Origin of the sequence: Shewanella sp. LC6 (assembly GCF_006385735.2) — a bacterium.
Taxonomy (GTDB): Bacteria; Pseudomonadota; Gammaproteobacteria; order Enterobacterales; family Shewanellaceae; genus Shewanella; species Shewanella xiamenensis.
The window spans coordinates 4,630,061-4,643,498 of the sequence record NZ_CP043902.1 but is presented as its reverse complement, the minus strand read 5'-3'; the positions used below and the strand labels follow the sequence as shown (position 1 = coordinate 4,643,498).

The 13,438-nt window shown below is 46.8% G+C and carries 14 protein-coding genes; 8 read left to right on the top strand and 6 right to left on the bottom strand.

Annotated elements, in window-relative coordinates:
* Positions 1-79 precede the first annotated feature (79 nt).
* Positions 80-982: a LysR family transcriptional regulator gene (locus FJD32_RS20755; RefSeq protein ID WP_055648728.1), complete on the bottom strand. Its 903-nt coding sequence runs from the start codon at positions 980-982 to the stop codon at positions 80-82.
* A 378-nt stretch (positions 983-1,360) separates the two neighbouring features.
* Here FJD32_RS20755 and yjjG point away from each other — a divergent pair, with 378 nt between their 5' ends.
* A complete protein-coding gene (yjjG, locus tag FJD32_RS20750) occupies positions 1,361-2,065 on the top strand; it encodes a pyrimidine 5'-nucleotidase (RefSeq protein ID WP_037426395.1) in 705 nt (234 codons plus the stop codon).
* Between the two features lie 97 nt (positions 2,066-2,162).
* Here the strand turns inward: yjjG and fis are convergent, their stop codons facing one another.
* The 3 genes from fis to prmA form a co-directional block, all read right to left on the bottom strand.
* Positions 2,163-2,468: a DNA-binding transcriptional regulator Fis gene (gene fis, locus FJD32_RS20745; protein ID WP_006083371.1), complete on the bottom strand. Its 306-nt coding sequence runs from the start codon at positions 2,466-2,468 to the stop codon at positions 2,163-2,165.
* Positions 2,469-2,484: 16 nt separating this feature from the next.
* Entirely contained in the window at positions 2,485-3,453 is a 969-nt protein-coding gene (gene dusB, locus FJD32_RS20740) for a tRNA dihydrouridine synthase DusB (RefSeq protein ID WP_037413666.1), read from the bottom strand.
* Positions 3,454-3,627: 174 nt separating this feature from the next.
* Positions 3,628-4,509, bottom strand: coding sequence for a 50S ribosomal protein L11 methyltransferase (gene prmA / locus FJD32_RS20735; RefSeq protein WP_037413663.1), 882 nt, complete (start codon positions 4,507-4,509; stop codon positions 3,628-3,630).
* 427 nt (positions 4,510-4,936) lie between these two features.
* On the opposite strand from prmA, the gene FJD32_RS20730 reads away from it, so the two are divergent.
* The 4 genes from FJD32_RS20730 (at position 4,937) to FJD32_RS20715 (ending at position 9,366) form a co-directional block, all read left to right on the top strand.
* Entirely contained in the window at positions 4,937-5,662 is a 726-nt protein-coding gene (locus FJD32_RS20730) for a fumarate reductase cytochrome b subunit (protein WP_088586242.1), read from the top strand.
* A 231-nt stretch (positions 5,663-5,893) separates the two neighbouring features.
* Positions 5,894-6,565 carry a fumarate reductase cytochrome b subunit gene (locus tag FJD32_RS20725; RefSeq protein WP_088586241.1) on the top strand — a complete coding sequence of 224 codons (672 nt, stop codon included), beginning with the start codon at positions 5,894-5,896 and terminating at the stop codon, positions 6,563-6,565.
* 63 nt (positions 6,566-6,628) lie between these two features.
* Positions 6,629-8,635 (top strand): fumarate reductase flavoprotein subunit, encoded by a 2,007-nt coding sequence (locus tag FJD32_RS20720; protein ID WP_088586240.1) that lies wholly within the window; start codon positions 6,629-6,631, stop codon positions 8,633-8,635.
* Positions 8,635-9,366: a fumarate reductase iron-sulfur subunit gene (locus FJD32_RS20715; RefSeq protein WP_088586239.1), complete on the top strand. Its 732-nt coding sequence runs from the start codon at positions 8,635-8,637 to the stop codon at positions 9,364-9,366. Before FJD32_RS20720 ends, FJD32_RS20715 begins: the two co-directional genes overlap by 1 nt.
* Positions 9,367-9,430: 64 nt before the next feature.
* On the opposite strand, the gene FJD32_RS20710 is transcribed toward FJD32_RS20715, so the two are convergent.
* Positions 9,431-9,715 carry a putative quinol monooxygenase gene (locus FJD32_RS20710; protein ID WP_037413650.1) on the bottom strand — a complete coding sequence of 95 codons (285 nt, stop codon included), beginning with the start codon at positions 9,713-9,715 and terminating at the stop codon, positions 9,431-9,433.
* Positions 9,712-10,734: a zinc-binding alcohol dehydrogenase family protein gene (locus tag FJD32_RS20705; RefSeq protein WP_088586238.1), complete on the bottom strand. Its 1,023-nt coding sequence runs from the start codon at positions 10,732-10,734 to the stop codon at positions 9,712-9,714. Before FJD32_RS20705 ends, FJD32_RS20710 begins: the two co-directional genes overlap by 4 nt.
* Before the next feature lie 119 nt (positions 10,735-10,853).
* Here FJD32_RS20705 and FJD32_RS20700 point away from each other — a divergent pair, with 119 nt between their 5' ends.
* The 3 genes from FJD32_RS20700 to FJD32_RS20690 all read left to right on the top strand — a co-directional run bounded on the left by FJD32_RS20700 (position 10,854) and on the right by FJD32_RS20690 (position 13,436).
* Positions 10,854-11,783 (top strand): LysR family transcriptional regulator, encoded by a 930-nt coding sequence (locus tag FJD32_RS20700; RefSeq protein ID WP_037426378.1) that lies wholly within the window; start codon positions 10,854-10,856, stop codon positions 11,781-11,783.
* 301 nt (positions 11,784-12,084) lie between these two features.
* A complete protein-coding gene (locus FJD32_RS20695) occupies positions 12,085-12,504 on the top strand; it encodes a hypothetical protein (RefSeq protein ID WP_088586237.1) in 420 nt (139 codons plus the stop codon).
* 62 nt (positions 12,505-12,566) lie between these two features.
* On the top strand, positions 12,567-13,436 hold the full coding sequence (locus tag FJD32_RS20690; protein WP_037426371.1) for a hypothetical protein: 870 nt from the start codon (positions 12,567-12,569) through the stop codon (positions 13,434-13,436).
* Positions 13,437-13,438: the final 2 nt, after the last annotated feature.

Below are 13,438 nucleotides of genomic sequence, written 5' to 3'. Positions count from 1 at the left end.
ATGTGTTTTCATTAGTCTGTTTTGGCTGTGTGGTTATGTTCGTTATAACCATCATGTAAAGCCGTATTTATCGTTAACCCTAGCTAATAATTGCCCTATTTTTTGCTAAGAACTCCATCAAAAACTCAATTAATACCGTCACTTTGGTCGGTTGGTATTTTCGCTGTGGATACACGGCGTAAATGCCATGTTCGGGTAACGGATAGTCTGTAAGTAACGCCTGTAAATGTCCGGTTTGCAGAGCTGGCTCAATAATAAAATGTGGCAGGTTGGCGATACCTAGGCCATCGAGACAGGCTTGATGGATGGCATCACTATTATTGACCTGATAGTTTCCTTTGGGTTGAACACGTTGCACGCCATCGGGACTGTGGAAACTCCATTCCACACCATCTTGAAAGTAACTGTAAAACAAGCAGTTGTGCTGAGTTAACTCGCTAGGAGTCATGGGTAAACCGTGCTGCGCGAGATATGCGGGGGACGCGCAAATCACGCTCAAACAAGGGGCAATTTTACGGGCGATAAGGCTGGAGTCGGGTAATTCGCCGATACGAATGGCTAAGTCGAAGCCGCCTGCGATTAAATCTGTGGTCTTGTCATCCATTTGCATTTGCAGCTGGATATCGGGGTAACGCCTTAAAAATTCAGCTATTAATGGCGAAATATATCTGCGTCCAAACGCCATAGGTACTGAAATCCGCAAATTGCCTCTAGGTGTTTGCTGCAATTCAGAGATGGCATCCAATCCTTCTTGGGTGAGCTGTACCGCCGGGCGAATGTACTCGAAATAGCGCGCGCCAGCGTCGGTTAGGCTTAAGCTGCGGGTGGTGCGTTGTAATAGTTGAATCCCTAAGTGCTGCTCCAACTGTGTGATTCGTTTGCTGATGGCTGATTTACTGAGTCCAAGCTTTTGTCCCGCCGCAGAAAAACTACCGCATTCGACCACAGTGACAAAAATGGGTAGAGCAGAAAAATGTTCCATGTGCGTCCTATTCTGTTGAGGCGAGGTTGGTTACTGCATTTCGATTCGATGTAATCAGTCTTCACTTAAGCGGGCCAAGAGATAAACCAGACAGAGCACGTTTACTGTTGAGTTATGTTCAACAATAGGTTGCATTATCACGGTATTATCCGTAATGGATAAAGATAGTAGACTATTTTGCAACAAAAACGGTGTTCCCATAAATAGAATCTTGCGCCTGTTTTGTGCGTTCGATGCCATGTTGGATGAGGCCGACTGCATGATCCCGAGTTGAGTTTGGCGATGCGTTAATTTGCTATGGTGTTAGCGGCTTCCCTATACTGCCAGTGTTGACAATTTTTAATTAGTTACATTTTATCTTTTGTTAGGAGTGTTATTTTGTCCTCAAACCAAACCTATTCCTCGGCCACGCCCTATGCTTGGGTGCTTTTCGACGCCGATGAAACGTTATTTTATTTCGATGCCTTTGAAGGACTAAAGTTGATGTTTGCTGGCTTTGGTGTTGAGTTTACTCAGGCCGATTTTGAGGAATACCAAAGGGTAAATAAACCGCTTTGGGTTGCTTATCAGGATGGCAAGATCAGTGCCGCAGAGCTGCAAACTATCCGTTTTGAGCCTTGGGCAGCAAGGCTTAATGTATCGCCACAAATCTTAAACAGTGCATTTTTAGCCGCCATGGCTGAGATTTGTGCGCCGCTGCCCGGTGCGCGCGAATTGCTATCGGCATTGCAAGGTAAGGCTAAACTGGGGATTATCACTAATGGCTTTACTGAGTTGCAGACGGTGCGCTTACAGCGAACAGGCTTGCAGCATCATTTTGATATTTTAGTGATTTCAGAAAAAGTCGGCATCGCCAAACCCGATGTGGGTATTTTTGAGCATGCGCTTGAGTTAATGGGGCGGCCAGCGCGTGAGCAAGTATTAATGGTGGGTGATAATCCCCATTCCGATATTCAAGGCGGTATCAATGCCGGTATTCATACTTGCTGGTACAACGTCCATGGCCATGCTGCGCCAGCGGGGATCACCCCACATTATCAAGTGAACTCCCATCAAGAGCTACAACAGATGCTGGGGCTTTAAGGCGATATTCGGGGTACATATTGCCGTACACATAATGCGAAAAGGGGCTAACCTTTGCAGGTTAACCCCTTTTCTAACAATCACTTAATCTAAAAGATTAGTTCATTCCATATTTCTTTAATTTCTTACGCAGAGTACCGCGGTTGATACCTAGCATGTTTGCTGCGCGGGTTTGGTTGCCGCGAGTGTGTTGCATGATGATGTCAAGCAGAGGTGCTTCAACTTCACTTAGCACCATTTCATACACTTCTTGTGCTTCCTGACCGTCCAACTGTGCGAAGAAGTTAGTTACGGCACGCTTAACAGCATCACGTAATAACTGGGGCTTGATAGTGCCGTTTGCGGTTTCGATTTTGCCAACGGTAAGCTGGTGAACTTCTGTGTTAGTTGTCTGATCAAACATTCTATTCTGCTCTTTATTAATTCTTTACTAATTCATCAAAATAATATTCCACGAGGGAATACTGTTCTGCAGCGGTTTCCAGCTGATTAAAGTCAGCCCGAAACTGGCGCTGATCCTCCTGGTCTAGGTACCATCCAATATGTTTTCTGGCGAAGCGGATACCCTTATATTCACCATATAAATCATAAAGTTTGGTGAGGTGTTCCAGCATCACTTGACGCTGTTCTACCACCTCAATGGGCGCTAGCTTATTACCCGTCTCCAAGTAGTGCTGGATTTCTCTGAAAATCCAAGGTCGTCCTTGAGCACCCCGTCCTATCATCAGAGCATCGACACCGGTGTAATCCAGCACAAAGCGGGCTTTCTCCGGACTGTCGATATCCCCGTTTGCGACAACAGGAATCGAGACATTCTGTTTAATTGCTTTAATGGTGTCGTACTCGGCGTCGCCTTTGTACATGCATTGTCTCGTGCGGCCATGAACGGCCAGCGAGGCAATGCCACAATCCTCGGCAATCTGGGCGATTTGAACACCGTTCCTGTGTTCAGGCTCCCAGCCTGTGCGAATTTTTAACGTAACGGGCACATCTACTGCAGCTACCACGGCTTGTAAAATGTCTTTTACGAGGGGCGGATTTTGCATTAAGGCTGAGCCAGCCAGCTTTTTATTCACTTTTTTTGCAGGACATCCCATGTTGATATCAATGATATGGGCGCCTTGTTCAACGTTGAACTGGGCGGCCTGCGCCATTAACTCTGGATCTGCACCTGCAATTTGCACTGAGCGAATACCTTCCTCACCAGAATGTGTCATACGCTGGCGGCTCTTATCCGTATCCCAAACCTCAGGATTGGATGAAAGCATCTCCGACACCGCTAAGGCTGCACCATAACGAAGACAGAGATTACGGAAAGCTTGATCGGTGACACCTGCCATTGGTGCCACGATCAGCTGATTCTTCAGTTGATAGGGTCCAATCTGCATTTACTGTTTCACCTTAGCTCTTCAAAGGGGCGCTATAGTAGCCCTTTTTATTGGCCGTGAAAAGGTCAATAAATGACCTAGGAGCAATTTTTTTTCTTGACTTTTTAGCCTTGAGAAGTAATCGGCAAAATTAGTCTAAGCCAGTGGTGGCGCATGTTGCGCCACCCTTTAGCGTTATTTGCGCGTACCTGTCAAGCGGCTCCAATCTTCTTTGTGAGCCGCTTCGTCCATGTCGAACCATTGGCTATAAAAGTCAGAGATTTCTTGCGCTTGCTCTTTTAGGAGTCCAGAGAGGGCTAATTTACCGCCTGTTTTGACTCGGTCGGCGATAAGGGGGGCGAGTTCGCGCAGTGGGCCTGCGAGAATATTGGCAACTAATACATCGGCCTTAAGATCGGCGGGTTGATCTTCAGGCAGGTAGAGCTCGAGTTGGTCGGCAACATCGTTACGCTCGGCATTGGCTTTTGAGGCGTCAATGGCTTGATAGTCGATGTCGATACCAGTGACTTTTTTCGCGCCCAGTTTTAGGGCGGCAACGGCAAGAATCCCTGAGCCACAACCAAAGTCGATCACTTCTTCGTTGCTTAGATCTAAGCTGTCTAACCACTCTAAACACAGTGCTGTCGTGGGGTGAGTGCCTGTGCCGAAGGCCAGACCCGGATCTAAGATCACGTTGACTGCACTTGGATCGGGCACTTCACGCCAGCTTGGGCATATCCATAGGCGTTTACCAAATTGGATTGGGTGGTAGTTATCCATCCATTCGCGGACCCAATCTTTGTCTTCAATCTGCTCGATTTTATGGCTGAAGTGTTCACCTAAAAACGGCAGGGTTTTCAGCATCTCAATGCTTGGGGTTAGATCGGTATCGGCTTCGAATAGCGCGACAACCACGGTATCACGCCACAGCGGGGTTTCGCCCAGTTTAGGTTCAAAAATCGGGGTGTCTTTACCATCTTCAAAGGTAATGGAGACTGCGCCTTCTTCCATGAGTAAGTCGCTGATGGTTTCTGCATCATCACTGTTAGTGTTAATGCGGAGTTGGATCCAAGGCATGGGTTAAATCCTGTGGCTAGGGTTAAAAAATATCACGCTATTGTATACCCAAACCGCGCTAAATTGCAGAATTCGGTGGCAATTTCGCATTGTTCAATTAGATAAATGAGTTGCTGTGCAGCAGGGGATTGGCGAGTGATAAATGGATTTTATTCTACGCCGACAAAGAGTTAGTCAGTCATCCTTTTTGTGCGAAAATGCGAACCGGTCGTTTCGATTTTTAGTATAAACATATGAAATATAATGGTTAATTGGTTTTACCTTTGTTTGGTTTTTTACTTGCTTTTTGTGATCGCCTTCTAAGAGTTGACGCTGCTCCCGTGAGTTACCTCACGCTTTAAATCTGTGACGCTCAGCCGGGTATTTTGTTACTGCTATGGTGTAGTTTGCAAAGAGGTGTCAACAAACCATCAAAGGTAAAAGCAAGATGATAAGCGTAACGCGCGTTCACACTAGGGTGAAAACACAGGGGATAGGTCACCCTTGGTCGGCTAAGGCTGATCGATTACAGAGCGCGACAGGCATTATGTTGGGATGCTTCCTGTTGTTGCATATGCACTTCGAGTCGAGCATTTTGCTGGGCAAAGAGGCATTTTACCAAGTAGTACAACTGCTTGAAGGCGGTATGTTTAGTAGTACAGGCCATGGCTTTCCGATGGTTACTAAAGTCTTCTCGGTTTTTATGCTGTTAGTGGTGATATTGCATGCCGCAGTTGCGCTTAGGCGGTTTCCGGCACAACTGGGTCAGTGGCGGGCATTGCGCTCGCATTTAGGTGGCATTAATCACCGTGATACCCATGCATGGTTTTGGCAGCTCATTACTGGCTTTATTCTGTTTTTCCTGGTGCCTGTACATCTGTTTACCATGATCTTAAATCCTGAGATTGGCCCACATTTATCCGCCGAGCGTGTTTATCACGATAATGCTTGGCTGCTTTATGCCTTATTGCTGCCCGCAGTGGTGATCCACGCCATGATTGGTTTGTACCGTGTGGCAGTTAAGTGGGGCATTACCACTCAACGCTCCGGCTTACGTAAACTCGCTAAGATATTAATTATCTATTTGTTGTGTCTAGGTAGCGCTAGCTTAGTTACTTATATGTTGATCGGCAGCGAGTTGACTGTTCCTGTGCAGCCCTATGTGCCCCAGTAATTTGAATGCCAACCCTGCTGCGCGCATTGCACTGAGATAATTCGCCGCAGGATTTTGTGTCGCTGCCACTCGTTTTTATTGGTTCTATCGCTAATAGTTAAGCATTCGATTAATTATTCGCCTCCTAGTTGATCTAACTCAGGTTTGTTGTTGGATTTGTGAGCGATATTAATTTTTAAAGATCACTTAATGAGCTTGGCTCAATAGAGCCTGTGGCGCGAGGCGAAAGCAATGGCAATCAAACTAAGTATAAAAAAATGGAGTGCGTGGCTGGATTTAAGCCAGAGTGTGTCGGGTGTCATTTTGGCGGTGTTTTTATGGAGTCACTTAGTGTTGGTGTCGTCCATTTTGTTGGGTGGCGATGCCATGAACTGGGTGGCGCGCACTATGGAGCTAAGTTTTCTCTCTAGTGATGGTCATGGGTACCCTTGGGTGGTGACTGGTATTGCCATCGGTATTGCCGCTTTAGCGTTAGTGCATGTGCTAGTGGCATTGCAGAAGCTACCGATGAGTTTGCGTCAGCAAAGGGCGCTGCAACAGCAGATGCAAGTGATCAATCACAGCGATACTCGCCTGTGGCGCTGGCAGGCCATTACGGGGGTGGTGATCCTGTTATTGCTGCCAGTGCATCTGTGGCTTATTGGCTCGGCGCCTGAAACCATAGGCCCGCAGGGCAGCGCCGAGCGGATTTGGAACCAAGGCGTGTGGATGGTGTATCTGCCGCTATTACTGACGGTGGAGTTACATGCGGCCATCGGGGTTTACCGCGTGGCACTGAAGTGGGGCGCTGCGCGGGATCTTAATAGTCGCAGCCGTTTACGTAAGATTAAAACTATTGTGAGTATCGCGTTTGTCACTGTAGGAATTGCCTCTTTATTGGCATTTTTACCCCATGCGAGTTGAGCGAAATATAACAAAAGAGTGTTGTCCTAAAACAATAACAGCAGTACCCGTTAAGGAGCAGGCGTGAAACTGATTTATACCGATTCATTAGTGGTTGGTGCCGGATTGGCAGGGCTAAGGGTTGCCATTGCCTCTAAAGAGCGTGGGCTGGATACCTTAGTGCTATCGCTTATTCCTGCCAAACGTTCTCACTCCGCCGCAGCGCAGGGGGGAATGCAGGCAAGCCTTGGCAACGCAGTTAAAGGCATGGGTGATGATGAAGATGTGCACTTTCAAGACACTGTGAAAGGTTCGGACTGGGGCTGCGATCAAGAGGTCGCCAGAATGTTTGCTCACTGTGCGCCAAAGGCAGTACGTGAGTTAGCCAACTGGGGTGTACCTTGGTCACGCGTCAGTGCTGGTCCGAGGGAAGTCATTGTTAACGCACAAAAAGTTACTCTACAGGAAGCCGAAGAAGCCCACGGGTTAATTAATGCCCGCGACTTTGGTGGCACCAAAAAGTGGCGCACCTGCTACACCGCCGACGGTACAGGCCACTCTTTACTCTATGCCATGGATAACAAAGCCATTTCGATGGATATTCCGGTCCATGAGCGCGTCGAAGCGCTGGCGATTATCCACGATGGAGAGCGTTGTCACGGGGTGATTGCCCGCTGTTTAATCACGGGCGAGTTGCGTGCCTATGTCGCGAAATCGACCACGATTGCCACTGGTGGCTATGGCCGGATTTATGAAGTCTCAACCAATGCGATTATCTGCGAGGGTATAGGTCAGGCGCTGGCGCTCGAAACGGGCGTGGCGACCCTTGGTAATATGGAAGCGGTGCAGTTCCACCCAACGGCGATTGTGCCCGTAGGGATTTTAACCACAGAGGGTTGCCGCGGTGACGGTGGCTTGCTGCGGGATAAAGACGGCTACCGTTTTATGCCGGACTATGAGCCAGAGAAAAAAGAACTGGCATCGCGGGATGTAGTGTCTCGCCGCATGACCGAACATATGCGTAAAGGTAAGGGCGTCGATAGCCCCTATGGCCCGCATTTATGGCTCGATATCACCCTGCTTGGGCGCAAACATATCGAAACCAACCTGCGTGAAGTGCAAGAAATTTGTGAGAACTTCCTTGGGATCGACCCTGCAAAGGATTGGATACCCGTGCGTCCGACTCAGCATTACTCCATGGGTGGCATTCGCACCAAAGCAACCGGTGAAAGTCCGCAGCTTAAGGGCTTATTCAGCGTGGGCGAAGCCGCCTGTTGGGATATGCATGGCTTTAACCGCTTGGGCGGTAACTCGCTCGCCGAAACCGTAGTGGGCGGTATGATTATTGGTAAATATGTCGCTGATTTTTGTGAGAATAATAGCCTTGAAATCAATACCCAGCTTGCCGAAAAATTTATGCGGCAAGTACAGACTGAGATAGACACCATAGTCGATGGCGATGGTCAAGAAAACCCCTTCGAACTTAAGCACGCAATGCAGCGAATTATGATGGATTACGTGGGGATTTTCCGTAATGGCCCTGAACTCGATAAAGCAGTGACAGAGCTGAAAGCCCTGCTTGAACGTTCACGCAAACTCGGTATTAAGTGTAAAAAACGCCACGCCAACCCAGAGCTGGTGGAGGCATTGAGGGTGAAGCGCATGCTCAAGGTAGCGCTGACCGTTGCTTGCGGCGCTGCCGCTCGCACCGAAAGCCGCGGTGCCCATGCCCGTGAAGATTATCCACAGCGTAATGACCGCGATTGGCTTAATCGCACCCTCGCCAGTTGGCCTGATGCCAATGCGTTGGAACCCGTGTTGAGCTACGAGCCGCTAGATGTGATGAAGATGGAACTGCCACCGGGATACCGGGGTTATGGTATCGACAATGCGATTGCTCACCCCGATACCGCTAAACGTGAGCAACAAATTGCTGAAATTTTGGCTGTGCTCGGGGAGGATGCCGATCGCTATCAACGCCAAGCGGCGCTGATGCCTTTCGAGCTGCCGCCCAGCCTGCAAGCTAAAAATGAACGTTTAAGTGATACCTTACAAAAACCCTCTGCCAATGCGTTAGGAGAAAAATCATAATGACCCAAGGTCGCCAGTTAACCTTTAATATTTTTCGTTATGATCCACAGGAGCCAAACGATAAGCCGAAAATGGTGCGTTACCAACTCACTGAAACGCCGGGGATGACAGTATTTATTGCCCTCAATAAGCTGAGAGAAGAGCAAGATACGTCGTTGCAGTTTGATTTTGTGTGTCGGGCAGGGATCTGTGGCAGTTGCGCCATGGTGATCAATGGTTTTCCGACATTAGCTTGCCGTACCTTAACCGCTAAATATCCCAAGGGTGAGATTACCCTGATGCCGTTACCTGGCTTTGAATTGATCGGTGATTTATCGGTTAACACAGGTAAATTTATGCGTGAACTCGCTGAGCGGTTAAAGCTATGGTTACATCCTAAGGCGAATGATATCAGCATTCATCGCCTCGAAGAGCCTATGGCTCCTGAAGAAGCTGCTCGCCTGTATGAGTTAGAGCGCTGCGTCGAGTGTGGCGTTTGCGTATCAGCCTGCGCGACCAAGCAAATGCGCGAGACCTTTGTCGGTGCAGTTGGCATGATGAAAATTGCCCGCTTTGAACTCGATAGCCGTGATGCCCGCACTGCGGAGGATTTTTACCATGTGATCGGTAATCAGGATGGTGTGTTTGGGTGCATGACCTTGCTCGGCTGCCAAGACAACTGTCCGAAGGATTTACCCCATATGCAACAGATTGCTTATCTACGCCGAAAAATGGCGATGACGTTGGTTTAGCTTTATTTACGCAGTTGATTTAAAAATAGAAAGCGCCAAATTTGGCGCTTTCTTGTTAGTGATGCTAGCAAGCATAACTCTTATGGATCTCGACTTTCTCTACTAACTGCTCGGAGGTGGCGACAAAGGTATTAAAGTGTGGGCTTGCCATATGCGCATCCAGTGCTGCTTGGGATTGCCACACTTCATACATCCAAAACTGATTAGCATTATCTAAAGAATGATGCAGCGTATACTCCAAACAGCCTGCCTCGGTGTGGGTGTCACTTACCAGTTGTTTGAGGACTTTAAAGAGTGAATCACTCTGGCCTGAATGCGCTTGGATTTGCGCAAAAACCGTGATTTTCATTGGCTAAATCCCTCAAGCACAATTTTACCAATCGCTTTGCCCGACTCAATTTGTGCATGGGCCTTTAGCAAGTTTTGCGCATTAATCGTGCCGTAATGCTCACCAAAGGTGCTTTTTACTTTACCGGTATCGATAAGCTCTGCAATGCGATTGAGTAGATGGTGCTGGGCAATCATATCCTCGGTTTGATACAGGCTGCGGGTAAACATCAGCTCCCAATGCAGCGACAGGCTTTTACGCTTCAGTTTCATCACATCTAACGGGCCGACAGGATCATCAATCAGTGCCAGTTTACCTTGCGGTCTGAGCACTTTTACAATTTCGTCAAAGTGCTTATCGGTTTGAGTCAGGCTAATCACATGGGTGACATCGGCAATATCGAGCTTAGCCAGCTCTTCCGAGAGGGGTTTATTGTGATTAATCACTGCATCGGCACCTAAGGTTTGCACCCAAGTTGCTGATTCTGGCCGTGATGCGGTGCCGATAACTTCTGCTCCAGTCAATTTGACCGCCAGTTGAGTGATAATCGAACCCACACCACCTGCGGCACCGATAATTAAAATACGTGCATCTGTGGCTGAACCATCTTGTGGTAGACCTAAACGGTCAAACAGCAATTCCCAAGCCGTGATACTGGTTAAGGGTAAGGCTGCCGCCTGTGCGTTGCTTAAGGTTTGCGGTTTATGGCCGACAATGCGCTCATCCACTAACTGATATTCGGCATAACTACCACTGCGGCTAATATCGCCGGCATACCAAACTTCATCGCCTACCTTAAATAGGCTGACTTTGTCCCCGATAGCTTTTACAACGCCAACGGCATCCCAACCGAGGATTTTATACTCCCCAGCAGGCGCTGAGCTTGATGCGCGGATCTTGGTATCAACGGGGTTAACCGATATGGCCTTAACCTCGACTAACAAATCAAAACCCGTTGGAGTTGGTTTGGCTAATGTTATGTTTTCTAATGCATTATGCGCATCGACTGCGCCTGCTGTTTGGTAACCTACGGCTCTCATAATCATTCCTCACTGGCGACTCATGTCTGTCACTTGTCATTGAGCACCATTGTGTGAAATATTAACCTTTAGATAAACGGGGTAAAGTTTGTAATTTTTTCAAAGGAAATTTGATAATCATGTTGCTTAATGATCTCGCCTTATTTGTTCGCGTTGCCGATTGCGGCAGTATTTCGGCCGCAGCGGCCGAAATGGACCTCTCTGCTGCTTCAGCGAGCGCAGCGATTAAACGTCTTGAAAAACAGCTTGATACGAGTTTGTTTGTGCGCACGACTCGCAGCCTTAGATTAACCGCTCAAGGGGAGCGTTACCTGATCCATTGCCGCCGCGCCTTAAGTGATCTCGCCCTTGGAGAGCAGGCGATTGCCAGCGATAAAGGTAAGGTCTCTGGCACCTTAAGCCTGTCGGTTTCATCTGACTTTGGGCGAAACTTATTTGTCCCTTGGCTCGATGACTTTCTCTTGGATTTTCCACAGCTGCAAGTGCGTCTGCATTTAGGCGACAATATCAGCAGTTTTTACCACGATAAAATTGATGTGGCGGTGCGTTATGGTAAGCCGCAGGATTCTAATCAAGTTGCCTTTCCGATTTGCAGTGCCGACAGAGTGTTATGTGCATCGCCGGACTATCTTGCTAAATTTGGTCAACCCGAAACCTTAGAGCAGCTAACACAACATAATTGCTTGTTTTATAAGTTAGATGAGAGAACTCACGATCAATGGCAATTTGAGCGTGATGGCCAGGAATGTAAAGTTCGCGTCACGGGGAATCGTAGTGCGAATGATGCTGAAATTGCGCGCCGCTGGGCGGTAGCAGGAAAGGGGTTAGTGTTTAAGTCGAGCTTAGATTTGGCAGAGGATATTATGGCTGGGCGTTTAGTGCCCTTGTTACCAGAATATCGCGGCGAGTCGGTCAATTTATACTTAGTGTGCCCAGGACGCGAACATGTCACACCCGTGGTGTTACTGCTTCGCGAAATGTTACGTCGCCGTTGTAAAGAATTGCAAACTCAACTGGCTGCTCATCATATTATCCCAAACTACCGTTAAGCTATTTGCATTATGGTGGCATATGTAAATAATCGCACTGCATGTTGTTATTTATTGTTTTTAATCTGTTTTTAAATTGTGTTTTATGGCGGTTTTTTCTGTTATGAATTGTGTTGTTTATGTTTAATGTCGCTAATTTTTTCTGATCTAACTCATATTTATTTTAATTGCATATGAGTTGTCGCTGGCTTGAGTTGAAAAGCATTTTTTTTCGTGCGTATGATGCGATAAATGTATCGTTTTGTATCTTTAACTGTGGGTCACAGTGGAGATTATTTATAGTATGACGTATTGACTGAAAATGTTAACTAAATTAGCCACAACAAATTACTCAAAAATACCGAAACATCTTCATCCCATAGTCGGTGGATTACTGGTGCTCGGAATATTATGGTTGAGCTTATCGCTAAGTGTTTCTGCTAAAAATGAAATTTATTCTTTTGAAAAGAATGATTTTTTAATGGCTTCGACACTTGTGGCGCAGAGTGAGTTTGTGGGCCATAAATCGACAATCGTACTGAATGAATATAGCGTTACACTTTGGAATTGGTTTTGTGAAACTAATTTTGAAAGCATATTTATTGGACTGTCTTTTTTTGTTTTATTTGGTGTTATTTATTTCATTTCAGCTATTTTTCTGCGTAGTTACATTCTTAATTTGGAACATTGCTATTCCATTTTACTTAATTGGATAAAGTCTATTCAAGCAAGTACATCCTAGCGCTATATAGAGCGCATGCTCACTATCAATATTTTCATCAAAATATAAATCAAGGTTTTATTATGCAACCAACGAATAATCAATATTATTCGTCGATTTCTCGTCGACGAAATAAATGGTCTGTGTTTTTCTGCTTGCAGGTGATGCTGGCGAGTTTTTCATTTGTCGGCCAAGTATTGGCTGTCAATGAATTTGAGTTAGCCACGGATGCACAAGCTGCAAAATGGTCTGGCTACGTTAATGTTGGGTTTACCCGAAACATTTATGACTCGGATAGTTATTACGCCTATCAAGCCTATAACATCGATAGCCGGATCGATTACAAGGCAAATTGGGGCAATGTGCTGTTTACCCTTGGGGGCGAAAAGCAAACATTGCATGGCAAAGAGTCCAGTTTTTATGACCCTTTGCTGGAATACCGTACACCACTGTATGCCTTAAGCGATACCGTCTCATTCAAAGGCAGTTTAGGTGTGTATCTGCCCGCAGAGCGCGAATCAAAATTGGATAGGTTGCAATATGCACCGCGTATTGCTGCGTACTTATTTTGGAGCCCGCTAGATAACCTCAGTTTTTATTTTTCACCGCGCTATCGCTACAACGCTTACCAATACAAAACCGCTGGTGAGCGCGTGTTAGTTGAACAGCAACTCGATGGATTACTCGATGCTTATTGGCAAATTACGGCTAATTGGTATTTGGATGTGAGTGGTCGTTATCGAGTCTCCAAAAACTATTACGGTCGTCGACTCGACGATCAATTTACCTTCGCCCAAGAACTCGGTTGGTCGTTTAAGCCTGACTGGGTGTTGGCTGTTGGTCATAACAATAGTGGTCGTTTCTATAACCCAGAAGTGGGGACATCTCAGGGATTTGAGATTTATGACAAAAAGAGTTCAACCTTTTATTTGTCAGTTACTAAATATCTATAAAA

What these genes read in the sequence shown, in the direction of transcription:
- FJD32_RS20755 (WP_055648728.1), bottom strand. Translation starts at nt 982, where the DNA reads ATGGAACATTTTTCTGCTCTACCCATTTTTGTCACTGTGGTCGAATGC.
- fis (WP_006083371.1), bottom strand. Translation starts at nt 2,468, where the DNA reads ATGTTTGATCAGACAACTAACACAGAAGTTCACCAGCTTACCGTTGGC.
- dusB (WP_037413666.1), bottom strand. Translation starts at nt 3,453, where the DNA reads ATGCAGATTGGACCCTATCAACTGAAGAATCAGCTGATCGTGGCACCA.
- prmA (WP_037413663.1), bottom strand. Translation starts at nt 4,509, where the DNA reads ATGCCTTGGATCCAACTCCGCATTAACACTAACAGTGATGATGCAGAA.
- FJD32_RS20730 (WP_088586242.1), top strand. Translation starts at nt 4,937, where the DNA reads ATGATAAGCGTAACGCGCGTTCACACTAGGGTGAAAACACAGGGGATA.
- FJD32_RS20725 (WP_088586241.1), top strand. Translation starts at nt 5,894, where the DNA reads ATGGCAATCAAACTAAGTATAAAAAAATGGAGTGCGTGGCTGGATTTA.
- FJD32_RS20715 (WP_088586239.1), top strand. Translation starts at nt 8,635, where the DNA reads ATGACCCAAGGTCGCCAGTTAACCTTTAATATTTTTCGTTATGATCCA.
- FJD32_RS20710 (WP_037413650.1), bottom strand. Translation starts at nt 9,715, where the DNA reads ATGAAAATCACGGTTTTTGCGCAAATCCAAGCGCATTCAGGCCAGAGT.
- FJD32_RS20705 (WP_088586238.1), bottom strand. Translation starts at nt 10,734, where the DNA reads ATGAGAGCCGTAGGTTACCAAACAGCAGGCGCAGTCGATGCGCATAAT.
- FJD32_RS20700 (WP_037426378.1), top strand. Translation starts at nt 10,854, where the DNA reads ATGTTGCTTAATGATCTCGCCTTATTTGTTCGCGTTGCCGATTGCGGC.
- FJD32_RS20695 (WP_088586237.1), top strand. Translation starts at nt 12,085, where the DNA reads ATGTTAACTAAATTAGCCACAACAAATTACTCAAAAATACCGAAACAT.
- FJD32_RS20690 (WP_037426371.1), top strand. Translation starts at nt 12,567, where the DNA reads ATGCAACCAACGAATAATCAATATTATTCGTCGATTTCTCGTCGACGA.